The 22,937-nt window shown below is 71.0% G+C and carries 19 protein-coding genes and 1 pseudogene; 8 read left to right on the plus strand and 12 right to left on the minus strand.

Going from position 1 to position 22,937, the window contains the following annotated elements; all coding sequences use genetic code 11:
- Positions 1 to 7 precede the first annotated feature (7 nt).
- Positions 8 to 1,126, plus strand: coding sequence for a phosphoserine transaminase (gene serC / locus ABT288_RS01620; RefSeq protein WP_351601415.1), 1,119 nt, complete (start codon positions 8 to 10; stop codon positions 1,124 to 1,126).
- 145 nt (positions 1,127 to 1,271) lie between these two features.
- On the opposite strand, the pseudogene ABT288_RS01625 reads toward serC, so the two are convergent.
- The 3 genes and pseudogenes from ABT288_RS01625 to ABT288_RS01635 all read right to left on the minus strand — a co-directional run.
- Positions 1,272 to 2,186: pseudogene (locus tag ABT288_RS01625) on the minus strand (sensor histidine kinase); the annotation flags it as partial.
- 1,092 nt (positions 2,187 to 3,278) lie between these two features.
- Positions 3,279 to 3,467 (minus strand): hypothetical protein, encoded by a 189-nt coding sequence (locus ABT288_RS01630; protein WP_351601418.1) that lies wholly within the window; start codon positions 3,465 to 3,467, stop codon positions 3,279 to 3,281.
- Positions 3,468 to 3,670: 203 nt separating this feature from the next.
- Positions 3,671 to 4,651, minus strand: coding sequence for a TolB-like translocation protein (locus tag ABT288_RS01635; RefSeq protein WP_351601421.1), 981 nt, complete (start codon positions 4,649 to 4,651; stop codon positions 3,671 to 3,673).
- A gap of 113 nt (positions 4,652 to 4,764) precedes the next feature.
- On the opposite strand from ABT288_RS01635, the gene ABT288_RS01640 reads away from it, so the two are divergent.
- The 3 genes from ABT288_RS01640 to ABT288_RS01650 all read left to right on the plus strand — a co-directional run bounded on the left by ABT288_RS01640 (position 4,765) and on the right by ABT288_RS01650 (position 7,186).
- Positions 4,765 to 5,439: an SGNH/GDSL hydrolase family protein gene (locus tag ABT288_RS01640; RefSeq protein WP_351601424.1), complete on the plus strand. Its 675-nt coding sequence runs from the start codon at positions 4,765 to 4,767 to the stop codon at positions 5,437 to 5,439.
- A gap of 97 nt (positions 5,440 to 5,536) precedes the next feature.
- A complete protein-coding gene (locus tag ABT288_RS01645; RefSeq protein ID WP_351601427.1) occupies positions 5,537 to 6,130 on the plus strand; it encodes a Uma2 family endonuclease in 594 nt (197 codons plus the stop codon).
- 60 nt (positions 6,131 to 6,190) lie between these two features.
- The gene (locus ABT288_RS01650) at positions 6,191 to 7,186 is read left to right on the plus strand and encodes an aldo/keto reductase (RefSeq protein WP_351601430.1); all 996 of its coding nucleotides are present in this window, start codon (positions 6,191 to 6,193) and stop codon (positions 7,184 to 7,186) included.
- A 186-nt stretch (positions 7,187 to 7,372) separates the two neighbouring features.
- Here ABT288_RS01650 and thpR read toward each other — a convergent pair whose 3' ends face one another.
- A complete protein-coding gene (gene thpR / locus ABT288_RS01655; RefSeq protein ID WP_351601433.1) occupies positions 7,373 to 7,945 on the minus strand; it encodes an RNA 2',3'-cyclic phosphodiesterase in 573 nt (190 codons plus the stop codon).
- A gap of 39 nt (positions 7,946 to 7,984) precedes the next feature.
- Here thpR and ABT288_RS01660 point away from each other — a divergent pair, with 39 nt between their 5' ends.
- Positions 7,985 to 8,509, plus strand: coding sequence for a GNAT family N-acetyltransferase (locus tag ABT288_RS01660; protein ID WP_351601436.1), 525 nt, complete (start codon positions 7,985 to 7,987; stop codon positions 8,507 to 8,509).
- A 35-nt stretch (positions 8,510 to 8,544) separates the two neighbouring features.
- Here the strand turns inward: ABT288_RS01660 and ABT288_RS01665 are convergent, their stop codons facing one another.
- From ABT288_RS01665 to ABT288_RS01675, 3 genes are all read right to left on the minus strand, one after another.
- On the minus strand, positions 8,545 to 9,654 hold the full coding sequence (locus tag ABT288_RS01665; protein ID WP_351601439.1) for a TIGR03118 family protein: 1,110 nt from the start codon (positions 9,652 to 9,654) through the stop codon (positions 8,545 to 8,547).
- Positions 9,655 to 9,819: 165 nt separating this feature from the next.
- Positions 9,820 to 11,166, minus strand: coding sequence for an MFS transporter (locus tag ABT288_RS01670; protein WP_502972714.1), 1,347 nt, complete (start codon positions 11,164 to 11,166; stop codon positions 9,820 to 9,822).
- Between the two features lie 27 nt (positions 11,167 to 11,193).
- Entirely contained in the window at positions 11,194 to 11,631 is a 438-nt protein-coding gene (locus ABT288_RS01675; RefSeq protein ID WP_351601441.1) for a MarR family winged helix-turn-helix transcriptional regulator, read from the minus strand.
- A gap of 154 nt (positions 11,632 to 11,785) precedes the next feature.
- Between ABT288_RS01675 and ABT288_RS01680 the strand changes: the two genes are divergently transcribed.
- Positions 11,786 to 11,968 carry a BrnA antitoxin family protein gene (locus ABT288_RS01680; RefSeq protein WP_228624546.1) on the plus strand — a complete coding sequence of 61 codons (183 nt, stop codon included), beginning with the start codon at positions 11,786 to 11,788 and terminating at the stop codon, positions 11,966 to 11,968.
- A gap of 19 nt (positions 11,969 to 11,987) precedes the next feature.
- On the opposite strand, the gene ABT288_RS01685 is transcribed toward ABT288_RS01680, so the two are convergent.
- Positions 11,988 to 13,439, minus strand: coding sequence for an NCS2 family permease (locus tag ABT288_RS01685; protein ID WP_351601444.1), 1,452 nt, complete (start codon positions 13,437 to 13,439; stop codon positions 11,988 to 11,990).
- A gap of 172 nt (positions 13,440 to 13,611) precedes the next feature.
- Between ABT288_RS01685 and ABT288_RS01690 the strand changes: the two genes are divergently transcribed.
- Positions 13,612 to 13,878 (plus strand): DUF2530 domain-containing protein, encoded by a 267-nt coding sequence (locus tag ABT288_RS01690; RefSeq protein WP_351601447.1) that lies wholly within the window; start codon positions 13,612 to 13,614, stop codon positions 13,876 to 13,878.
- Between the two features lie 51 nt (positions 13,879 to 13,929).
- The gene (locus tag ABT288_RS01695; protein ID WP_351601450.1) at positions 13,930 to 16,368 is read left to right on the plus strand and encodes an HAD-IC family P-type ATPase; all 2,439 of its coding nucleotides are present in this window, start codon (positions 13,930 to 13,932) and stop codon (positions 16,366 to 16,368) included.
- Here ABT288_RS01695 and ABT288_RS01700 read toward each other — a convergent pair.
- The 4 genes from ABT288_RS01700 to ABT288_RS01715 form a co-directional block, all read right to left on the minus strand.
- Positions 16,334 to 17,200, minus strand: a complete 867-nt coding sequence (locus tag ABT288_RS01700) for a hypothetical protein (RefSeq protein WP_351601453.1) — start codon at positions 17,198 to 17,200, stop codon at positions 16,334 to 16,336. The genes ABT288_RS01695 and ABT288_RS01700 overlap by 35 nt on opposite strands.
- 128 nt (positions 17,201 to 17,328) lie before the next feature.
- Positions 17,329 to 20,508, minus strand: a complete 3,180-nt coding sequence (locus ABT288_RS01705) for a sacsin N-terminal ATP-binding-like domain-containing protein (RefSeq protein WP_351601456.1) — start codon at positions 20,506 to 20,508, stop codon at positions 17,329 to 17,331.
- 70 nt (positions 20,509 to 20,578) lie between these two features.
- The gene (locus tag ABT288_RS01710) at positions 20,579 to 21,514 is read right to left on the minus strand and encodes an esterase/lipase family protein (RefSeq protein ID WP_351601459.1); all 936 of its coding nucleotides are present in this window, start codon (positions 21,512 to 21,514) and stop codon (positions 20,579 to 20,581) included.
- Between the two features lie 244 nt (positions 21,515 to 21,758).
- On the minus strand, positions 21,759 to 22,685 hold the full coding sequence (locus ABT288_RS01715; RefSeq protein WP_351601462.1) for a DUF3027 domain-containing protein: 927 nt from the start codon (positions 22,683 to 22,685) through the stop codon (positions 21,759 to 21,761).
- Positions 22,686 to 22,937 lie beyond the last annotated feature (252 nt).

The raw sequence follows: 22,937 nt of genomic DNA on the forward strand, positions 1-22,937 counted from the left end.
CCGGCTCGTGGCCGACATCCAGATTCCCGCTGACATCAAGCCCGCCGACGGACGCTTCGGCGCGGGCCCCTCCAAGGTGCGCACCGAGGCGCTGGACGCCCTCGCCGCCACCGGAAACTCCCTGCTCGGCACCTCCCACCGCCAGGCCCCCGTCAAGAACCTGGTCGGCACGGTCCGCGAAGGCATCTCCGAACTGTTCTCCCTGCCCGAGGGCTACGAGGTCGTCCTCGGCAACGGGGGGTCCACCGCGTTCTGGGACATCGCGACCCACGGCCTAATCCTCACCCGCTCCCAGCACCTCAGCTTTGGCGAGTTCTCCTCCAAGTTCGCCAAGGCCGCCCGCCTCGCCCCCTGGCTGGCCGAGCCCACCGTCATCACCACCGACCCCGGCACCCACCCCCAGGCACAGGCCGAAACGGGCACCGACGTCTACGCCCTCACCCACAACGAGACCTCCACCGGCGTCGCCATGCCCATCACACGGGTCGAAGGCGCCGATGCCGGATCCCTCGTCCTCGTGGACGCCACCTCCGGCGCCGGCGGCCTCCCCGTCGACATCACCCAGACCGACGTCTACTACTTCGCCCCCCAGAAGTCCTTCGCCTCCGACGGCGGCCTGTGGATCGCCATCTTCTCCCCCGCCGCCATCGAACGCGCCGAACGCATCCACGCCAGCGGCCGCCACATCCCCGAGTTCTTCAGCCTGCCCACCGCGATCGACAACTCCCGCAAGAACCAGACCTACAACACCCCCGCCCTCGCCACCCTCTTCCTGCTCAACCAGCAACTGCAATGGCTCAACAGCCAGGGCGGCCTCGCCTTCTCCACCGCCCGCACCAAGGACTCCTCCACCCGCCTCTACACCTGGGCGGAAGAGTCCAAGTACGCCACCCCCTTCGTCACCGACCCCGCCAAGCGCTCCCAGGTCATCGGCACCATCGACTTCTCCGACGAGATCGACGCCGCCGCCGTCGCCAAGACCCTGCGCGCCAACGGCATCGTCGACACCGAGCCCTACCGCAAACTCGGCCGCAACCAGCTCCGCATCGCCATGTTCCCCGCCATCGACCCCGCCGACGTCGAAGCACTGACCCACTGCATCGACTACGTCATCGAGAAGCTCTGATCTCCTTCCCGTCTGCTTCTTTCATACGTCGACAAGGGGCGCCCGGTATCTGCCGGGGCGCCCCTCGGCGTACGAGGAGGCCCGGTCATCGGTTCGGACGCTCGATGGACAGATGGCCGGAGGTGCAGATGGTGAACAGGTGAGCCGCAGCCGTGGGCGTCTGCCGGGCGCCATGGGCGGGTCGGCCGGCGTCCGGCTGCTCGGGAACGCACTCGATGCCGTGCCGTGTCGTGTCGAGGGGCAGCAGGACCAGCGCGGTCGTACCACCGGTGTCGGACGGGCGCAGCTGGATGCGGATGCCGTGCCGCTGCGCCAGACGACCGGCCACGAAGAGGCCCATGCGGCGGGCGACCGACACATCCACGGTGGGCGGCGAGGCGAGCCGCTCGTTGACCGCCGCGAGGTCCTCGGGGGACAGGCCGATACCGGTGTCGTGGATCTCGATCAGCACACACCCGTCGAACAGCGCGTGACCGACCGCCCTGACCCTGGTCTGCGGCGAGGAGAACGAGGTGGCGTTCTCCAGCAGCTCGGCGAGCAGGTGCACGAGGTCGTTGACCACGCGGCCGGCGACCTCGATCTCCGGCACGGAGGCCAGCTCGATGCGCTCGTACTCCTCCACCTCGGACGCGGCGGCGCGGAGCACGTCGACCAGCGGGACCGGGCGGGTCCAGCGGCGGCCGGGCTCCTCACCCGCGAGGACGAGGAGGTTCTCGCCGTTACGGCGCATACGCGTGGCGAGGTGGTCGAGCTTGAACAGTGCCGACAGCTGGTCCGGGTCGGCCTCGCGGGACTCCAGTTCGGAGATGAGCGACAGCTGGCGCTGGATGAGGCCCTGGGAGCGGCGCGAGAGGTTGGTGAACATCGCGTTGACGTTGGCCCGGAGAAGGGCCTGCTCGGCGGCGAGGCGGACCGCCTGGCGGTGCACGTTGTCGAAGGCCGCGGCCACCTGGCCGATCTCGTCCCGGGAGTGCACACCGACCGGCTCCACGGAGATGTCGACGTCCTGCGGGTCGAACTCCGACAGCTGCCTGACCAGCTCGGGCAACCGGACGTCGGCCATGTACTGCGCGGCCTCCTTCAACTGGCGCAGCGCGGCTGATCTCCTGAGCACCGGAGGCCGGACCTTCGTGGCCCTGAGTGCCGCTTCCTGCAGCAGCTCGTCGGCCTTGGTCTGGGCCTCTTCCAACTGGGACGCAACCTCCCGGGCGGCTGCCAGGCGTACCTGTTCGGCTTCCTGATGAACGCGTTCCAGGTCCGCCAGACGGTGCTCGGCCACGCCGGCGGCCTTGGCCAGGCGCAGCCGTTCCTCCCTCGCCTGCCGCTCCAATTCCGCCCGCTCAGCGGCCTCCTGCGCCACGGCCAGTTCGGCTTCCAGCTCCCGGCAACGCGTCCGTGCGGCGTCCCGTTCCCGCTCCGCCTCCGCGAGCGCCTTCTCCAGACGAGCGACCTTGTCCCGCAGACGCGCGCACGCCTCCTCCAGCTCTTCCTTGCGCATCCGGTGCCGTTCCAGGTCCGCCCGTAACGAGCCCCGCTCCTGCTGCTCCGCCGCCTCGAGCTGACGAAGCTGTGACTCCAGTGCCCACAGCTGCCGCTTCTGCCCCTCTGCGGCCTTCCTCAGCTCCCGGATCTCCAGCTGCGCCTCCTCCTCGCGCAGAACGGCGTCCTCCAGCCGGTCGCTGGCCATCTGCTCCCGGTACCGAGCCGGGTCCTGGGCCAGCAACGCGTCTCGGTGCAGCCGGTACATCCGGCCCTGCAGCGCCGCACTGACCTCCCTGTCGTGCGCCTTGCAGGCCGACTTCATCAACCCGTCGAGAAAGTGCTTGTCCGGGATCCGTTCCCCACTCAGATAGCGCGAGACCGTGGAGACGCCGATGTGGTGATAGACCGCGAACTGCCGCTGCGACTTCCCCGAGCCCGTCAGCAGGCGGCGCAACGCCTCGGCCAGATCCCTCACTTCGGGAAGCAGCTCTCTCGACAGCGGCTTGAAGCCTTCCGCGTCACCGAAGGCCGCATCGTCGAAAGCCGCCTCCTCGCGGTCATCGTCCCCCACCACCCTCTCCTCTCCCCGGATACATCCGGGATGTATCTACAGGAAACCGGCAGGCCACATGGCCCTCACCGCCCTGTCAACGACGGCAACCGGTCTTGGTCAGTGCGCCTGGTCGATGATGGAGTCGAAGAACGCCACGGCGGCCGCGAAAGCGGACGCGCCCACCATGACCGGCTGCGCCACGCCGCCACCGCCGGAACAGGCGGTGAGCACTCCTGCTCCCGCGCCGACGAGAACACCCAGCAACAGGACCAGCGCCGAGCGCATGGTCAGCAGTGATCGATTCACTTGAGCCCCTCCTGGATACGGCGGCACTCCGTAGCGCGACGAACGAGAGCACCGGAGCCGGTGTACGGCCCTGTCAGTGTGCCGGGACGGAAGGGCGTTCCCGGCCGGGAACAGGGTGTTCCCGAGCAGGTGGGAACACATATGGAGGGGCGCCCGGTGCCGACACCGGGCGCCCCTCGCTCATGCGGCCGTCAGCCCGCCCCTCACCCCCGCCGCCGCAGCCACCGCAACCCGAACAGGGCCGCCAGCCCGACGGCGACGACGGCCGCACCGATCTTCGGCCCCCTGCCACCGATCCCGTCGCCGGCCGTGGCGGAACCGCCCTTCGCCGAAGGCGACTTGGATACCGGAAGGCCCGGTACGTCCTTCGCCACGACCTCGCTGTCCGCCCCCTCGCTGCTGTACAGCAGCTTGGTGCCGTCGACGGAGTAGGTGACTCCCTCTCCCTGGTCCTGCAGGGGTACGTCCAGTTGGCCCTGGCGTCTGATGCGGCCGCCGTTCCAGTCGTAGGAGATCCCCCCCAAGTACCCGCGTACGGCGAGTTGCCGCCCGTCGGGGGAGAAGGCCGCGTCCGTGGCCCAGAGGTCGACGGGCGCGATCGGCCGGAAGACGTTCGTGCCGGAGGTGGACAGGGTGGCCGGGCCCTCGTACAGGTGGCCGCCGTCCTCCTTCTTGTCGATGATGTAGACCCGCCCGGTCTTCGGGTGGACGATCAGCGACTCGGCGTCACGCGGCCCGTTCGCGTACTTCACGACGTACTGCGTGGCGGTGACCGTCTGGTCCCTCAGCTCCTTCGGCTCGGACAGCCGGTAGATCCACACGTACGGCCAGGTGCCGCCCAGGTTGTCGCCGATGTCACCCAGGTAGATCTCGTTGTGCGGGCCGATGGAGATGGCCTCGTCGTCGCGCGGGGCGCCGATGCCGCGCAGGGTGATCCGGGCGACGGTCTTCCCGGTCGCGCTGTCCACGGCGTAGATGTACGGCCCGTCGCCGCTGTCGTTGTGGGTCCAGTAGATGCCGGGGTGGAGGCGGGATGCGGCGAGCCCGCTGGACTCGGTGATCCGCGGGTCCTTGAGGGTGAAGCCGTGGTCACCGTCCCCGCCCGCGCTCCCGGCGGCGGAGGCGGGCAGTGCGCAGGCGCCGGCGAGCAGCAACCCGGCGAGGACGGCGGACGATCGACGCATGCCCCAAGACTGCCATTCGCCCCGGGGGTTCACCGGGCGGGCGGCCGGCGGGGCTCGCCGGACGTGGTGGGCCTCACATCCCATCGGTGCGCACGATCGTCCATCATGAGCGGATGCTCAGGTTCATGCCCGTAGGTGACTCCATGACGATCGGGAGCGCGGGCGAACACACGTGGCGCTACCGGCTGTGGCGGCATCTGCGCGACACGCACGGCGGCCCGTTCACCTTCGTCGGCCCCCGCGAGGAGCTGTACGACAAGGCGACCGACGCCCCCACCTCCCACGCCTACGCCGACCCCGGCTTCCCCCGCCGCCACCTGGCGGGCTGGGGCGAGGGCTGGCTGCACATGGCTCCGCTGATCGGCGAGGCGGTACGGAAGCACCGGGCCGACGTGCTGCTGGTCTCCCTCGGGCTGATCGACCTGGGCTTCTACACCAACGCCGAGCAGACCGCGGAGAACGTACGGGCCTTCATCGCGGGCGCCCGGGAGGCGAGCCCGCGCGTCCGCATGGTGCTGCTGCCGGTGATCCCGAACATCCGGGCCGAGGTCGACGCGCCCTTCGCCGCACAGGTGGACCTCTTCAACGTCCTGCTGGCGAAGACGGTCGCCGACCTGGACGAGCCCCGCTCGCCGGTCCTGCTGGCCTCGCGGCCGGAGTCGTACGACATCCACGCCGACACCTACGACGGCACGCATCCCAACGCGAGCGGGGAGCACCGGATCGCGGCGGCGTTCGCGGGGGCGATGTGGGAGGCGTGGGGGGTCGGACAGGCGTACGCGGCCTGAACAGGCTGACCGGATTACGGCGTCCCCTGGTCACGGTGCGTATCGTTGGACCGCGCGGCTGCACCGGTGCGTGGGGCAGCCGGGGAGGAGCGCCACGATGACCATCCTGGAAGACAGGATCGAGATCAAGATGGCCGACGAGAACGCCACCTACCTGGACCAGTGGTTCGAGCGGTTCGAGCGCATGCCCGTCCCCGAGGGATACAAGGTCGAGATCGTCGGGGGCAACATCTTCATGACGCCACAGCGGGACATCCACTGGGAGACCATTCGCCATATCATCTGGGCACTTGAGGACCGCTTCGGAAGGCGTGCGCGGATTTTCACGGACGTCCGTATCGACTTCCCCGGCCCCAAGAACGGCTTCTGCCCCGACGTGGCCAAAATGCGCGAGGGCGCCGCGAAGGACGACGAGGGCCGCTGGCGGTACGAAGACATCGAGTTCGTCGCTGAGGTCATCTCGAAGGGCACCGCCCACAACGATTACGGCCCCAAGAAGACCGCCTACGCGGTGGCCGAGATTCCCGTGTACCTCATCGCGGACCCTTACCAGGGCCGGTGCTACGTGTACACCGAACCCAAGAAGGGCGAGTACACCTGTGAACTGCGCGTCAGTTATGGAACGGACGTTGACATGACCACCACCCCCCTCCGTCTCACCTTCAAAACCGCCGAGTTGCCTCGCGACTGACACCCGGTCCTCCCGAAAGCCCTTGCATAGAGCGCACTTCAAGCCGTTGGCTGGGGAACCATGAAGTACACGCAGCTTGGACGCACGGGCCTCAAGGTCAGCCGACTCGTCCTCGGGACGATGAACTTCGGGCCGCAGACCGACGAGGCGGACAGCCACGCCATCATGGACGCGGCACTGGACGCGGGCATCAACTTCTTCGACACCGCCAACGTGTACGGCTGGGGGGACAACAAGGGGCGCACCGAGACCATCATCGGCAACTGGTTCGCCAAGGGCGGCGAGCGCCGCGACAAGGTCGTCCTCGCCACCAAGGTCTACGGCAACATGGACCCCGACGGCGCCACCGTCTGGCCCAACCACGACAAGCTCTCCGCGCTGAACATCCGCCGGGCCGTGGATGCCAGCCTGAAGCGGCTGCAGACCGACTACATCGACCTCTACCAGTTCCACCACATCGACCGCAGCACCCCGTTCGAGGAGATCTGGCAGGCGATCGACACCCTGGTCCAGCAGGGCAAGATCCTCTACGTCGGCTCCTCCAACTTCCCCGGCTACAAGATCGCCCAGGCCAACGAGATCGCCGCCCGCCGCGGCGGCACCATCGGCCTGGTCAGCGAGCAGTGCCTGTACAACCTGGCCGAGCGCCGCGCCGAGATGGAGGTCATCCCGGCCGCGCGGGACTACGGCCTCGGGGTCATCCCGTGGTCGCCGCTGCACGGCGGTCTGCTCGGCGGGGTCATCAGGAAGGAGGTCCAGGGCGGGCGCCGCGCCACCGGCCGGGCCGCCGACACCCTCAAGGACCCGGCCGCCCGCGCCCAGATCCAGGCGTACGAGGACCTGGTCGACAAGCACGGCCTGGAGCCCGGCGAGGTGGCCCTGGCCTGGCTGCTCACCCGGCCGGGTGTGACGGGTCCCATCGTCGGCCCGCGTACGGCGGAACAGCTGGCGTCGGCGATCAGGGCTTGCGAGCTGAAGCTGAGCGAGGAGCTGCTGGCCGGCCTGGACGAGGTCTTCCCGGGGCCGGGCCCGGCCCCGGAGGCCTTCGCCTGGTAGTACCCCGAAGGGGCGGCGGGGCCGCAGGCGACATGCGGTTCCGCCGCGCGGGCGCGACCGGCCACGGACGGCCCGCAGCCGGCCAGTACCTACCTGACGGCCGCCGCCAAGGCCACCACCACGAACATCAGAACGAGCGCACCGGCCATGATCCGGTTCCGGGTCTTCGGGTCCACGCCATCGAGCCTAACCGGACGCGCCCAGTGCCCAGCGGGCGACCGCCTCATAGCGCGGCTGCTCCCCCACCACCCCCGACCGCGGCAGATTGCTCCGCACCAGCACCAGCTCGTCCACCGTCCAGGTCCGGCTGGTGAACTCGCGGAGCAGATCGACGTACGGCCGTACGTCCACCGAGTCCCGGCTCCGCGCCACCGTCAGGTGGGCCTTGTACCGCCGGTGCTCCCCCATCGGCAGGCCCGCCTTCCGCGCCGCCGACTCCGCCCGGTCGGCCAGCAGCCGCATCGCCTCCACCTCGCCGTAGGCGCCGGTCCACAGGGCCTTGCCGTGCCCGAACTGGCCGCCGCCGTAGAGGGCCAGGTCGAAGGGCGCCGTACGGGCGGCCGCGCGGGCCAGGCGGTCCGACAGGTCCGGCACGAGGTCCTCGGCGACCTCGCCGTAGAAGGCGAGGGTGAAGTGCCAGCCCGGCCGGTTGGTCCAGCGCAGCCGCTCCGCGCCGGGCAGCCTCTTCAACTTGGCGACTTCGACGGCGAGTTCGTGGACGACAGGCTCCGGAGGGAGCACCGCGGCGAAGAGTCTCATGCCTTCACCTTCGCAGACGGCGCCGGGCATGATGGGGCAATGACGATCACCATCCGCGAAGGCGGCCGAGACGACATCCCCGTGATACTCGCCATGCTCGACAGCAGCGTGGAGTGGCTGGTCTCACAGGGCCGCACCGGTCAGTGGGGAAGCAAGCCGCTGTCGGAGAACCCGAGGGTGGCGGAATCGGTCGCCGGGTACATGGACAAGGGCAGCACCTACATCGCCGAGGTCGACGGCGTACCGGCCGCCACGCTCACCCTCAGCGACGCGCCCGGTGACTATCTGTCCCATCTTCCGCCGCCCGGCGAGCCCGAGCGGTACATCCACTGGCTCGCCTCCGACCGCCGCTTCAAGGGCCACGGCGCCGGAGCGGCCCTGCTCGCCCACGCGGCCGAGGTGACCCGGCGGGCCGGGGTCTCCCTGCTGCGGGTGGACTGCTACGCGGGTGACGACCGCGGGCTGGTCGCCTTCTACGAGGCCAACGGGTTCATCCCGACGGAGACGTACACCGCGGGCGAGCAGAACGACTGGCCGGGGCAGGTGCTCGCCCGGCGGGTGTGACCGCCCGGCGAGCACCCCGGGTGAGGGCCGGCGGATCAGCGTACGGCGCGCAGGGTGCCGAGCAGCCCGTGCTGCTCGCCACCGATTCCCGCCGCGAACCAGACGCTGTCCGTGCCGCCGGACTGGGCGGTGCCCCGCTGCAGCCCCCACAGGCCCTCGATCTTGATCGGCCGCCTGTGGCGGTCCCTCAGGGTCCCCTCGAACCGGCCGGTTCTGAGGTCGAAGGCGTTGATGCGGCCGTCGCCGAAGTTGCCGACGAGCAGGTCGCCGGCGAACTTCCCGAAGCCCTTGGGAGCCGTTTCCAGGCCCCAGGGCGAGTTGAGCACCCCGCGGCGGGCGAAACGCTTGAGCAGCTTGCCCTCGGTGCTGAACACGTCGATGAAGCCGTTGCCCGGGCCCGCGACGTCGTCGTGCCTGTCCGCGTCCTGCTTGGCGTAGGTGACGAAGATCCTGCCGCCGATGTCCTTCACGTCGAAGGGCGCGAAACCCTTGGGGATCCTCCGGTCCCGGAACGCTCCGGCGGGCTGCTTCACCTGCTTGAAGCGGGTGTCGAAGACGTCGATGCGCGCGTCACGGAAGTTCGCGACGAGGATGCGCGGCCGGTGCCGGCCCCCCTTCGCGGCCTTCCGCTCGCCGTCCACGAGGGTCAGGCCCTTGAAGACGGCGTCGTCCTCCTGGGCGACCTGGACGCCGGTCGTCGGGAGCACATTCGGGTTGAAGGCGAAGAGGCCGCCGTTCTCTCCGGCGAAGATGTACCGCGCCGGACCGGAGCGTCCGGAGGCGGTGAAGCGGAAGTCCCGGGTGTCGTTGCGCACGATCCCGGTCGGGTCGGCGGAACCGGGGAGGTGGATGACGGGGGAGAGGAAGGTGACCGGTCGATCGTCCCGGGCGCCCGAGTACACCGTGGAGGTGCTGGTGCCGTTGTTGGAGACCCTGATCGCCCCGCCCGGCGTGCGCACCAGTCCCCAGGGGTTGACCAGGTTCTGGTCCCGCCGCTCCGCTCTGCCCGCCTGGTCGGAGACGAGGTCGCGCTCCTGGAAGCCGTGGTCGGCCCTGTGCGGTCCGGCGACGGCCCCGGGCGGCGCGGCGGCGGCGAGCGCGCCGACCGTGCCCAGGGTCAGCGCGACCGCCGTCAGCTGTCGCATGCGGGAGCGGGGTCTCGGGGTCGATGCCTGTGATGCCATGCGGATGCTCCTGTACGGGTGCCAAAGGGGCGTGTTGGGACAAGTCATCTCACGTGACGATCCTCGCGCACGCGATCGACACGAGACACGCATCCGTACGGGGACACCCCCGCATTCGCACATCCCCTATGCAGCCGTGGCCAGTTGCTCCCGCTCGCGCGGGACGAAGCGGACCCGCGGGTGGCCGTGGTGCCAGCCCACCGCCAGGCGCAGACCGCCGATGCGGGCCAGGACCAGGCCGATGCCGGCGGCGGCCGCGGCCGAGACGACGCCGCCGAAGGCGAAGCCGACCCGGGCGCCGTAGGTGTCGGTGATCCAGCCGACGACCGGCGCGCCCAGCGGCGTACCGCCCATGAACACCATCATGAACAGGGACATCACCCGCCCCCGCATGGCCGGGTCGGTGGCCATCTGGACCGCCGTGTTGGCGGTGACGTTGACCGTCAGGCCGCAGACGCCGATCGGGACCATGAGCAGCGCGAACAGCCAGTACGACGGGGCCTGCGCGGCCACCACCTCCAGCGTGCCGAAGGCCAGCGCGGCGGCGATCAGGACGCGCAGCCGGGCCGTGCCGCGCCGGGCGGCCAGCAGGGCGCCGCACAGGGAGCCGACGGCCATCAGGGTGTTGAAGAGGCTGTAGGAGCCGGCGCCGGAGTGGAAGACGCCGTCCGCGTAGGCCGACAGCCACACCGGGAAGTTGAAGCCGAAGGTGCCGATGAAGCCGACGAGGACGATCGGCCAGATCAGCTCCGGGCGCCCCGCCACGTACTGCAGGCCCTCGCGCAGCTGGCCCTTGCCGCGCGGTGTGCGCTCGACGGCGTGCAGTTCACGGGCGCGCATCAGCAGCAGGCCGGTGATGGGCGCGACGAAGGACAGGCCGTTGGCGAGGAACGCCCAGCCGGTGCCCACGCCGGTGATCATCAGGCCGGCGACGGCGGGGCCGACGAGGCGGGCGGACTGGAAGTTCGCCGAGTTCAGGCTGACGGCGTTCTGCAGGTGCGCGGGGCCGACCATCTCGGAGACGAAGGACTGGCGGGCCGGGTTGTCGACGACCGTGGCGAGGCCGACGGCGAGCGCGGCGACGTAGACGTGCCAGACCTGGACGTGACCGGTGAGCGTGAGGAAGGCGAGCGCCAGGCCCGTCACGGCCATGGAGGCCTGGGTGACCAGCAGCGTGGGGCGCCTGGGGAGGCGGTCGACCAGGACTCCGCCGTAGAGGCCGAGCAGGAGCATCGGCAGGAACTGCAGGGCCGTCGTGATGCCCACGGCGGCGGAGGAGCCGGTGAGGCTGAGGACGAGCCAGTCCTGGGCGATGCGCTGCATCCAGGTGCCGGTGTTGGAGACGACCTGGCCGATGAAGAAGAGGCGGTAGTTCCTGATCCTCAGCGAGCTGAACATCGAGCCCTTGCGGGCGTTGGGGGTAGTCGTGGCGGTCGGTGCGGGGGCGGAAGGTGCTCCGGATCCCGTACTCAAAAGGGTTCGCCTCCTCGAATGGCTTGCTTACAGGTGTGCGAGCTTCTCCAGCACGGGGGCGGCGGCGCGCAGTCTGGCCCACTCGTCCTCGTCGAGGGCCTCGGCCAGGCCGGCCAGGAACGCGTTGCGCTTGCGGCGGCTCTCCTCGAGCATCGCCTCGGCCTGCTCGGTCTGGGTGACGACCTTCTGGCGCCGGTCCTCGGGGTGCGGCTCCAGCCGGACCAGCCCCTTGGCCTCGAGCAGCGCGACGATGCGGGTCATCGACGGCGGCTGGACGTGCTCCTTGCGTGCGAGCTCGCCCGGGGTGGCCGAGCCGCAGCGGAAGAGGGTGCCGAGCACCGACATCTCGGTGGGGCTCAGCGACTCGTCGACCCGCTGGTGCTTGAGCCGACGGGACAACCGCATCACGGCGGAGCGGAGGGAGTTCACGGCGGCAGCGTCGTCGCCATGGGTGAGGTCCGGCATGTTCTTTAGAGTAACTCATTACCCTCGCTAAGGAACACTGCGACACGCCCGAATGCCCGTGATACCCGCCACTGAACCATTCGATCACTCATATGAGTGAGTCGGTTCCTGAAAGTGACGCAGGGGGTGGCCGGATGTGGCGACCCTCGTACGCATGGGGACCAGTGTGCTCAGCCTGCGCATAGACGGAGAGCTGCTCGAAAGACTCCGGCACCATGCGGCGAAAAGAGGAATGAGCGTGCAGGACTATGTGGTCCGCACGCTCATCCGGGACGACTTCGACGAGCGGTTCCAGGCCGCCGTCGAGGAGACGGAGCGGTTCTACGGCGTCACCTGACGCCGTGGCCGCACCGGGCTCAGGTCAGGCCCAGGGCCGGCATCAGGTAGTAGAAGGCGAAGACCGCCGAGACGACGTACATCGCGGCCGGGATCTCCCGGAACCGGCCGGCGGCCAGGCGCAGCACCGTGAAGGTGATGAAGCCCATGCCGATGCCGTTGGTGATCGAGTAGGTGAACGGCATCATCAGCATCGTCACGAACGCCGGGATCGCGATGGTGTAGTCGGCCCAGTCGATCTCCTTGATGGAGTTCGACAGGATCAGGAAGCCGACCGCGATCAGCGCCGGGGTCGCCGCCTGGGACGGGACCATCGTGGCGACCGGGGTGAGGAACAGGGCGACGGCGAAGAGGCCGCCGGTGACGACGTTCGCGAGGCCCGTGCGGGCGCCCTCGCCGACACCGGCCGTGGACTCCACGAACGCGGTGGTGGCCGAGGAGGAGCTGGCGCCGCCCGCCGCGACCGCGAGGCCGTCGATGAACAGGACCCGGTTGATGCCCGGCATGTAGCCCTCGGCGTCGGTCAGCTTGGCCTCGTCGCTGACGCCCATGATCGTGCCCATCGCGTCGAAGAAGCACGACAGCAGGACCGTGAAGACGAAGAGGACGCCCGTCAGCACGCCGACCTTGGAGAAGCCGCCGAACAGGCTGACGTGGCCGACCAGGCCGAAGTCGGGGCTGGCGACCGGGTTGCCCGGCCACTTCGGCACGGTCAGGCCCCAGGACGGGATGGTGGTGACCGCGTTGAGGATCACGGCGAGGACGGTCATGCCGACGATCGAGATCAGGATCGCGCCCGGCACCTTGCGGACGATCAGCGCGAAGGTCAGCAGCGCGCCCAGGATGAACACCAGCACCGGCCAGCCGTGCAGATGGCCGCCGACGCCGAGCTGGACCGGGACGGTGGTCTGGGCGGCGTCCGGCATCCGGGTGACGAAGCCGGAGTCGACCAGGCCGATCAGCATGATGAACAGGCCGATACCGATCGAGATCGCCTTGCGCAGCCCGAACGGCACGGCGTTCATCACGCGCTCGCGCAGACCCGTCGCGACCAGCAGCATGACCACGAAGCCCGCGAGGACGACCATGCCCATCGCGTCCGGCCAAGACATCCGGGGCGCCAGCTGGAGCGCGACCACCGAGTTCACACCGAGGCCGGCGGCGAGCGCGATCGGGACGTTGCCGATGACACCCATCAGCAGCGTGGTGAACGCGGCCGTCAGCGCGGTCGCCGTCACCAGCTGGCCGCTGTCCAGGTGGTGCCCGTACATGTCCTTCGCGCTGCTCAGGATGATCGGGTTCAGCACGATGATGTACGCCATCGCGAAGAAGGTGGCGAAACCACCGCGGATCTCCCGGGCGACGGAGCTGCCGCGCTCGGAGATCCTGAAGTAGCGGTCGAGGGCGCCCTGAGCGGGCGCACCGCCGGGGATTTCGGGGGTGGGGGCCTTGGCGGGTGCCGAGGTGGACATGCGGGACCTCATCACCGACGGGGTTCCCCCGAGTCCCGTTGGAGTTTCATACGAACAGAAGCGGCCAAAGACAAACGGTTTCAGTATGAACGCATAAGCGATAGATCGCTATCTCCGCGCGTAGAACGATCGGGAAGCGGTAAGGAAGCGGTCGCCTCGTAAGCTGTGCCCCATGGCCAAGTGGACCCCCAAGCACGAGGCGCCGGAGCCCCTGGAGGGCCCCGTGGTCGCCACCATCACCGGCGGCACGATCCTCTGGTTCATCCTCTTCCTCGTCCAGCTCCCCTTCTACGGCTGGTTCGAGGACCACGGGCATCTGTGGTGGCTGTGGACCTGCCTGGCCGGGGGCGGGCTGGGACTGATCGGCATCTGGTACGTACGCAGGCGGGACGCCGCGATCAAGCGGGCGGCGGCGGTGAAGGAGACGTCGGCTCCATAGCCGCGGCCGGAAAGCGGGCGAGCGGACACATCCGCACGTACCGTCGGATGCATGACCCATATAGACGCGGGCGCGGAGCTCGACCCCGTGCATCCGGTGGCCCTACCGATGACCAGGTCGGCAGGGCTGACCGGCGCCGAAGTCGCCGAGCGCGTCACCCGCGGCGAGGTCAACGACGTACCGGTGCGCAGCAGCCGGTCGCTGGGCGAGATCGTCCGGGCGAACGTCTTCACCCGGTTCAACGCGATCATCGGCGTGCTCTGGCTGGTCATGCTGTGCGTCGCGCCGATCCAGGACAGCCTCTTCGGCTTCGTGATCCTCGCCAACACCGGCATCGGCATCGTCCAGGAGTGGCGGGCCAAGCAGACCCTCGACTCGCTCGCCGTGATCGGAGAGGCCCGGCCGACAGTCCGGAGAGACGGGACGGCCGTCGAAGTCGCCGTCCACGAGATCGTCCTCGACGACCTGATGGAGATCGGGCCCGGGGACAAGGCCGTGGTGGACGGCGTCTGCGTCGAGGCCGACGGGCTGGAGATCGACGAGTCGCTGCTCACCGGTGAGGCCGACCCCGTCGTCAAACGCCCCGGCGATCCGGTCATGTCCGGAAGCTTCGTCGTCGCGGGCGGCGGCGCCTTCCAGGCGACCAAGGTCGGCCGGGAGGCCTACGCCGCCCGGCTCTCCGCGGAGGCCTCCCGCTTCACCCTGGTCCACTCCGAGCTGCGCAGCGGCATCTCCACGATCCTCAAGTACGTCACCTGGATGATGGTCCCGGCGGCCGTCGGACTCGTCATCACCCAGCTCGTCGTCAAGAGCGACGACGTCAAGGACTCCATCGCCCGCACGGTCGGCGGCATCGTCCCGATGGTCCCCGAGGGACTGGTCCTGCTCACCTCGGTCGCCTTCGCCATCGGGGTGATCCGGCTCGGCCGGAAACAGTGCCTGGTGCAGGAGCTGCCGGCGATCGAGGGCCTGGCCCGCGTCGACACCGTCTGCCTGGACAAGACCGGCACGCTCACCGAGGGCGGCATGGACGTCACCGAGCTGCGGCCGCTGGACGGGGCCGACGAGGGCTACGTACGCAGGGTGCTCGGCGCCCTCGGCGAGTCCGACCCGCGTCCCAACGCCTCCCTCCAGGCGATCATCGACGCCTACCCGGACAGCGAGGAATGGCGCTGTGTGGAGTCGGTGCCCTTCTCCTCGGCCCGCAAGTACAGCGGGGCCGCGTTCAGCGAGGCCGACGGCGAGATCAGCACCTGGCTGCTGGGCGCCCCGGACGTCCTCCTCGCGGACGGCGACCCGGCCCTGGCCGAGACCGAGCGCCTCAACGAGCAGGGCCTGCGGGTGTTGCTGCTGACCCGGGCGAGCCGCGACCTGGACGACCCCGAGCCGGCCCACGGCGCCCGCCCCACGGCCCTCGTCGTCCTGGAACAGCGGCTGCGGCCGGACGCCGCCGACACCCTGCGCTACTTCGCGGACCAGAACGTCCGCGCCAAGGTCATCTCCGGCGACAACGCGGTGTCGGTCGGCGCGGTCGCCGCCAAGCTGGGCCTGGAGGGTACGACGGTGGACGCGCGGCACCTGCCCGCCGACCGGGCGGGGATGGCGGACGCGCTGGACCGGGGGACGGTCTTCGGGCGGGTCGCCCCGCGGCAGAAGCGGGACATGGTCGGGGCGCTGCAGTCGCACGGGCACACGGTCGCGATGACCGGCGACGGCGTGAACGACGTGCTCGCGCTGAAGGACGCCGACATCGGGGTCGCCATGGGCTCCGGCTCGGAGGCGACGCGGGCGGTCGCGCAGATCGTGCTGCTGAACAACAGCTTCGCGAGCCTGCCGTCGGTGGTGGGCGAGGGCCGCCGGGTGATCGGCAACATCACACGGGTCGCGACGCTGTTCCTGGTGAAGACCGTCTACTCGGTGCTGCTGGCCGTCCTGGTGGTGTGCTGGCAGGTGGAGTATCCGTTCCTGCCCCGGCATCTGACCCTGCTGTCCACGCTCACCATCGGCGTCCCGGCGTTCTTTCTGGCCCTGGCGCCCAACAAGGAGCGGGCGAGACCGCACTTCGTGCGCAGGGTCATGCGGTACTCGGTTCCGGGTGGCGTGGTGGCGGGGGTGGCGACCTTCGTGACGTATCTGATCGGCCGCGAGTACTACACCGGGCCCGGCCGGCTGGACGCCGAGACCAGCGCGGCCACCCTGACGCTCTTCCTGGTCTCCCTGTGGATCCTGGCGATCATCGCCCGTCCCTACACCTGGTGGCGGGTGACCCTGGTGGCCGCGATGGGAGTGGCGTTCCTGCTGGTCCTGGCCGTCCCGGCGCTGCAGGACTTCTTCGCCCTGAAACTGGTCGGGGTCACGATGCCGTGGACCGCCGTCGGCATCGCGGTGGTGGCGGCGGCCGCCCTGGAGTTCCTGTGGAAGTGGGTCGACCGCCGCTTTTCCGACCGGGGGGTGACTACTTCGCGGCCACGTAGACACCCGTGGCGCTGACCGCCGGGGTGGTGGAGATGCCGGCGTAGGAGTAACGCCAGTAGCCGCTGGAGTTCACCGTGGCGGTGGTCTTCGCGTTGCCGGACGAGTCGGTGGTCACCGTCTTGACCGTGGTGTACGTGCTCGTGCCGGACTTGCGGAACTGGAGCTTGACCGACTGGCCGCCGACCGCGTTGTACGTGTGCTTCTCCCAGTCGGCCCGGGTCAGCCTGCCCGACACCGTGACGCTCCTGCCCTTGTAGACGGACGTCGAGCTCACCGTGGTCGTCAGCTTCGAGTAGCGCTGGACGTAGGTGGTGCCCAGGCCGCCCTGCACGGAGCTGTCCCCGGTGCTGTACTGCAGCGCCAGCCCGCCGGCGTGCCAGGTGCCCGCCTGGGAGTTGAGCAGCTCGCCGTCGGCGGGGCGGATGTCGATGGCGCCCTTGCAGGCGGCGGTCGTCGCCGAGGTGGCGGTGCAGGTGGCCGGGTTGTCGCCGAACAGGACGTTGCTCGCGGTGCCGGGCGAGGACCCCTTGTAGAGGAACGGGCCGTTGGCGAAGTCGCTCGACGAGAGGGAGTAGTTGGCTCCGTGGGTCAGCGTGTAGGTGACCGTGGTGGAGACGTGGTTGGTCGTGCCGACCTTGACCGCCGAGGCGATCTTGAGGTTGGAGAAGGTCACGCCGAGATCCGCGCCTTCGGCGGTGCTGAACGCGGTCCTGCCGGAGGCGTGGAGCGCCTGCACGGCGTCCGCCCGGTACGACGGGGCGGAGCCGGCGGCCTGGGCGGCCGGCACGACGAAGGCGGAGAGAGCCAGGGCGCCGGAGACGGCGGCCACGGTGGCGCGTATACGCATGTGTTCCCCTGCGTGCAGAGTGATCGGGAGCCTGTTGGCTCCGGCAGGTCAGACCCGGCACACAGGGGAACGGTTGTACGTAAGTTGAATATTCATAGAGAGTTGTGGAGGCGGCTCTGCGGGTGCCGTCAGTCGAACCAGCGGTCCCTGGCCAGCTCCTCCGTGCGGGACGGGTCCTCCAGCAGGGCGGCCACCTCGAAGCGCCGCGGCCACTGACCGGCCGCCCAGGCCAGCCCCGCCGCGACGCCCTCCAGCGTGGCCGCGTGCAGCACCCCGTCGTCGGTGAGCCGCCAGTCGATCTCCACGCCGTCCACGACGAGTTCCTCGTGCTCGACGTACGTCTCCGGCGTCCGCGGTCCGAGCAGCACCCGTACCGGCTCCGGCACCTCGTGCTCGGTCCCCTCGGAGTGCACCTCGCCCGTGACGGACTCGCTCAGCCGCCGCACCTGGAACAGCTCCGCCAGCTCGGCGGCCCGGGCCGGACGGACGGGCAGCAGCGGCACCCCGGAGGTGAACGGCAGCAGGTCGGGCGAGTCGACCACGACCGCCTCACCCGCGTCCACGACCTCCACCCGGCCGTCGACCACGGCCCGCAGGTCGTCCGGCAGGGTCACCTGCTCCGGGTCGAGCTCGGCCACTGCCCCGTACAGCCCGTGCAGTTGGGCCGCGGCCACCGGCCGCTCGGGGTCGGCGAGCCGGTCCAGCAGCTCGGCGGCGCCGCCGGGCTCGTCCAGCAGGGCCGCGACGGAGGTCCGTACGCCGAGGGCCCGCAGCACCTGCTCGTCCTCGAACCCGGTCGCGTCGGCCTCGTCGTACAGGCCGCGCAGCAGCGGATCGCCGCCCGCCGCGAGGAGGCCGGCGGGCCGGCGCCCGTCGAGCACCGGGTGGCCGCGCAGCCACCACGCCGTGTACGGCCGCACGACGTCGTGCGTACCGTCGTGCAGCAGGACGCGGACCGGCTGGGTGAGGGCGTCCCGCAGCGGGGGCTGCGCGAGCAGCGCGAGGGCCTCCGGCCAGCGGTCGTCGTCCACCAGGTCCAGATCGCGTACGGCGACCAGTTCGGTGGCGACGGGAGGCACCGGGCTGTCCGGGAAGCGGTCGAGGATGTCCTCGCACCACACGTCGACCGCGTCCAGCAGTCCGGCGTCGTCGGGCTCGGCGAAGTCGCTCTCCCGCGGCTCGAGTTCGTCCGGGTCGAGGACGACGTCGGTGGCGCGGACCAGCGCGAAGTTCGCGAGCACTCCGCAGGCGGCCAGCGGCTGCTCGCCCCACTTGTCGGCCAGCTCGTGGTCCACGGCGGCCAGTTCGCCCTCGCGGATCACACGGGCGAACGGGCTGCCGGGAAGGACGAGTTCACCGGCGGGGGCCGGCTCCCCGTCCTCGTCGGTCAGTGCGAGGGCTCCCAGCCAGGGCTCGTCACCGGGCTCCAGCCCCGCGTCCCGGACCAACGACAGGACGGTGTCGGCCAGTTCCTCGGCGTCCGGCGCGTCCTCCTCCCAGCCGATGCCCTCGTCCTCCATCGAGGCGGCGACGGCGGCCCGCACCTGCGGGGTGGTGAGCACCGCGCGCGGGGTGGCGGGCAGCGCGCCCAGCTTCTCCAGCAGCGGGTGCGCGGCGTCCTCGTGGGCCACCTTCAGCCCGAGCCGGCCGAGGACGTCCGCGTCGATGCGGGCGGCGTCCGCGGTGGGGAGGAGGATCTGCCGGGGGCCGATGGTGGTCCGCCCGTCCGCGAGCGGCACCGGCAGCCCCGACAGCCGCTCCGGGTCCACCCCGGCGAGGCTGTCGTAGAGCCGCCACCACCAGTCGGGGTCCTTCTCCAGTCCGGCGAGCCGGTCGATGGCGTCGGTGAGCCGCAGCCGGGCGACGCCGAGGGTGCGCAGCTCCACGCGCCGTTCCAGACCGGCGGGCAGCAGCGTCGGCAGCACCTCGGCGAGCACCCGCACGGTGTCCGCCCCGGCGCCCTCCACGAGCTCGGCGTCCCGGGGCCGCAGGGCTTCGGGGAGGTCGGTGTCGTGACCCTCGGGCCCGCCGGCGGGTGGGAGAGATGCCGGGTGGGCGGGTGGGAGAGACGCAGGGTGGGCGGGTGGGAGGAACTCGGTGCGCGGCAGCCGCTCCAGCACGGCCTGCCGGAGCGCCCCGTCCAGCTCGCCCTTGCCGAGCGGTCCGGGTACGAGGTCGATGATGCCGTCCGTCACCGGCCGCCAGTCGGCGAGCAGTTCGGCGTAGGCGTCGGCGGCGCGCTGCACCAGGAAGTCGGTGAGCGGACCGGGAGCCGTGTGCCGGCGGGTGGTGTCGAGGGGGAAGGAGGCGATGAGCAGCGCGGGGACGCCGAGGGGTTCGTCGCTCGGGGTCGGCGCGTGCACGACGGGCGTGGTCCGGGGCCGCAGCGGGCGCCCGCCCTCGTCCTCGGGTACGGCCCAGGTCACCGACCAGTGGGGCCGCAGCCGCTCCTCCAGCGGCCGGTCGGCGAGCAGGTCGGGGGTGAGCGGCCCGTGGGCGGACGCGGTACGCCATCGCGTGGCGCCCTCCCGCGAGTCCTCCACGACGACGGCGGCGCCCTCGCTGCGGCGCCGCAGCGTGCGGGGCCGGTCGCCGCCCACCTCGATCACCACCTCCTCCAGGCCCGGCAGGGCGAGGAGCAGCGCGTCGTCGACGGCGTTCAGCAGCCGCTCGGCGAGATCGGCGGCGGCCGCGTCCCTGAGGGGCAGGATGACGGCGGTGTCGTACGGGTCCGGGGCGGTGCCCTCGGCGGCGAACGGCAGCCGGAGCAGCGGCACATGCCCGTCCCGGCGCCGGACCTCGTCCCCGAGTCCCGGGCTGTGCCGGGCGACCTCGCCGGCCAGCGCCCGCGCCTCGCCGAGCGACCAGCGCACACCCCCGTGCCGGCCCACGATCGCGGGTTCGTCGGTCACCGCGAGCACGGCGGCGAAGCCGACCCCGAACCGTCCGACGGCACCCTGGGTGACCTCGGTGTCCCGCTTGGCCGAGGCGCGCAGCGTGGACAGCGACTCGACTCCGGCCGCGTCCAGCGGGGCACCGGTGTTGGCGGCGACGAGGACGCCGTCCCGGAGGGTGAGCCTGAGCCGCCCCGGCACCCGCGCCCGGGCGGCGGCATCGGCGGCGTTCTGGGCCAGCTCCACGACGAGCCGGTCCCGGTAGCCGCCGAGGACCAGGTCCTCCTCGGCGTTGGCGTCCTCACGGAACCGGGCGGGGCTGGTGGCCCAGGTGTCGAGGACACCACGGCGCAGCCGGGCCGTTCCGAAGGGATCGGCGCCCTCGGCCGCCGGCCGCACGTACTTGCTGCTCACGTTCCCTCTCCTCGTCGTCGTGAGCACGAAGGTACAGCGCGAACGGGGCGGCCGGGGCGACGGACGGCGTTCAGCCGCCGAGCAGGGGCAGGGCGACGCCGCAGCGGACGGGCTCCGCGTGGGCGGGATCGAGGGCGTTGCGCACGAGTTGGGCGGCGTTGGAGTCGTAGGCGATCGACAGGTGTTCGGAGGCGTCGTCGCGGCAGATGTCCTGGATCGTGATGTTCCTGACGGTCGCGCCCGGTCCCGCGGTCAGGAACTGGTGCGTGTAGGGGGTGACGACCTCGTCGTACCTGGTGGCGATGACGGTGTAGCCGACCCCCGGCTGGGTGTCCCCGCCCCGGTCCAGCGTCGTGTTCACCTCGGAGCCGACGAGCTGGTCCTCGTACGCCTCGCCGAGGACACCCGACACGGGCTTGTCGAGCCCCAGCTTCGTGGTCAGGGTGCCGAGGCCGGAACCGGTCGTGCCGTGGTTGGACGGGGCCAGGCCGATGAGGCCGTGCACCTTGTTGCGTTCCGGATGCGCGGGATCCGTGCCGCCGTCGAACCGCAGATACCAGCGGGGCGTCAGACCGCCGCCCTGGGAGTGCCCGACGAGGTCGACCTGGTGGGCGCCGGTGGCCTGGAGCACACGGTCGACGTACCCGGCGATCTGCCGGGCGGAGTCCGGGACGTGCGCGGTGGCCTTGACCGGGTTGCCGGGCGCCCCGCCGTACTCGGCGGCGAACACGCAGTAGCCCAGCTGCTTCAGGTACGGGGCCATCAGGCCCCAGTCGTCGTACGCGTTCGCCCAGGTCCCGTGCAGCAGGACGACCGGGCGCGGATGCGCGGGCGTGGGCCTGCAGTGCCAGTCGTCGGCACCGGGCGGCGGCGCGTCCGGGTGGACGAGACCTCCGATCGCCGCCAGGGGGAAGTCGAGGATCTTCCCCCTCGGTGGCGGGGGCGCGGGATCGCCCGCCGCGGCCGCCGCGCCCTGCCCCACGCCCAGCGCCAGGGCGAGCCCCACACAGACGGCGGCCCACCTGCCGCGCCGCCGGTCCGACCGTCTTCCGGAGTCACACCGATCCATTCGGCGATGGTCGGGGAACGCGGCCTTTGCGGGGCTCTACGACGGGGCGCGGCACCCCTTATGGCGCAGCCGGTTTCATCCGGTCAGCGGGCGGGGGCGTACGACACGAATTCCGCCGGTCCGCAACTGCCCTGGTTCCCAGGTGTGTTCCGGCTGTCGGCGGCGTCCGACGATCACAGGGTCAGGAATGCCCCAGTTCCGCCGTCTCCTCGTCGCCCGTCTCCGGGACCGAGCCCGAGTCGCGGGCGGGGCGGAGGGGGAAGGGGTCCACGCGGGTCTCGTCGATGACCGGCGGGGCCGGCTGCGGGGGCTTGGGCATGACCGCCGCCTCGGAGTGGCCGCCGCAGCCGTAGGACAGGGAGACCACACGGCCGTCGGCCGGGGAGAACTCGTTGGCGCAGACGCCGAAGGCCTGGCCGAGGGAGCCGCCGATGGGGGTCAGGAAACCGCAGGTCATACACGTGGCGGGGGCCGCCTGGGCCATCGCGGTCTTCGGGCCGTACGACTCCTCCCAGCGGTCCGCCGCGACATGCAGGCCGTAGCGGGACAGGACGCGGGCCCGGCGCATGCCCAGTTCCTCCGCCACGGCCGCGATCGTGCCTCGGGTGGGGGTCGTGGGCTGGGTGGCCGGGGCGCCGGGGGTGACGTCGGCGTCCTCCGCCTCCGCCAGGTCCGCCATCTCCTGGGAGAGGAGCGAGTTCGGCGGCGGCGCCTCCTCGCCCGTGTAGCCGGGCTCCAGGCGCAGGTCGTCCTGGTCGGTGGGCAGTAGGTCGCCGGGGCCGAGGTCGCCCGGGCGCAGCCGCTCGCTCCACGGGACCCACTCGGGGGCGAGCAGCGCGTCGGGGCCGGGGAGGAGGACCACCTCGTCGAGCGTGACGATCCTGGCGCGGGAGGCGCGGGCCACGGTCGCCGCCCAGCGCCAGCCGCGGTAGCCCAGCTCCTTGCACTCGAAGAAGTGCGTGACAACGCGGTCGCCCTCGGAGACGAGCCCGACGTGCTCTCCGACCACACCTGGCGCGGCGGCCTCCTCGGCGGCGGCGCGGGCGAGATCGACCGCCTCGGCGCACAGGCGGTCGGGGGTGCGGCTTCGCGTGGTCGCTGCGCTCACAGGTATCGCTTCTCTCCTACGCCGTCTCGTCGAGTGCGGCTGCCTGGCGGCGGGCCTGCCGACGGAGCGGACCGGAGGACCGCATCGACGTCTGCATCCGCGCGCTGGGCGCACCTCTGCCATCCATTCTGCGTTATGGCTGAGACACGCACGCTACACCGAACGAGATTCTTCGCCGCCACTCGGCATTCTTTCCTGCCCGCCCACCCGCCTCTTCCGCGCCGTACCGCACTATCCGCCCGCTTCTCAGGG

The organism is Streptomyces sp. NPDC001093, assembly GCF_040298985.1.
Lineage (GTDB): Bacteria > Actinomycetota > Actinomycetes > Streptomycetales > Streptomycetaceae > Streptomyces.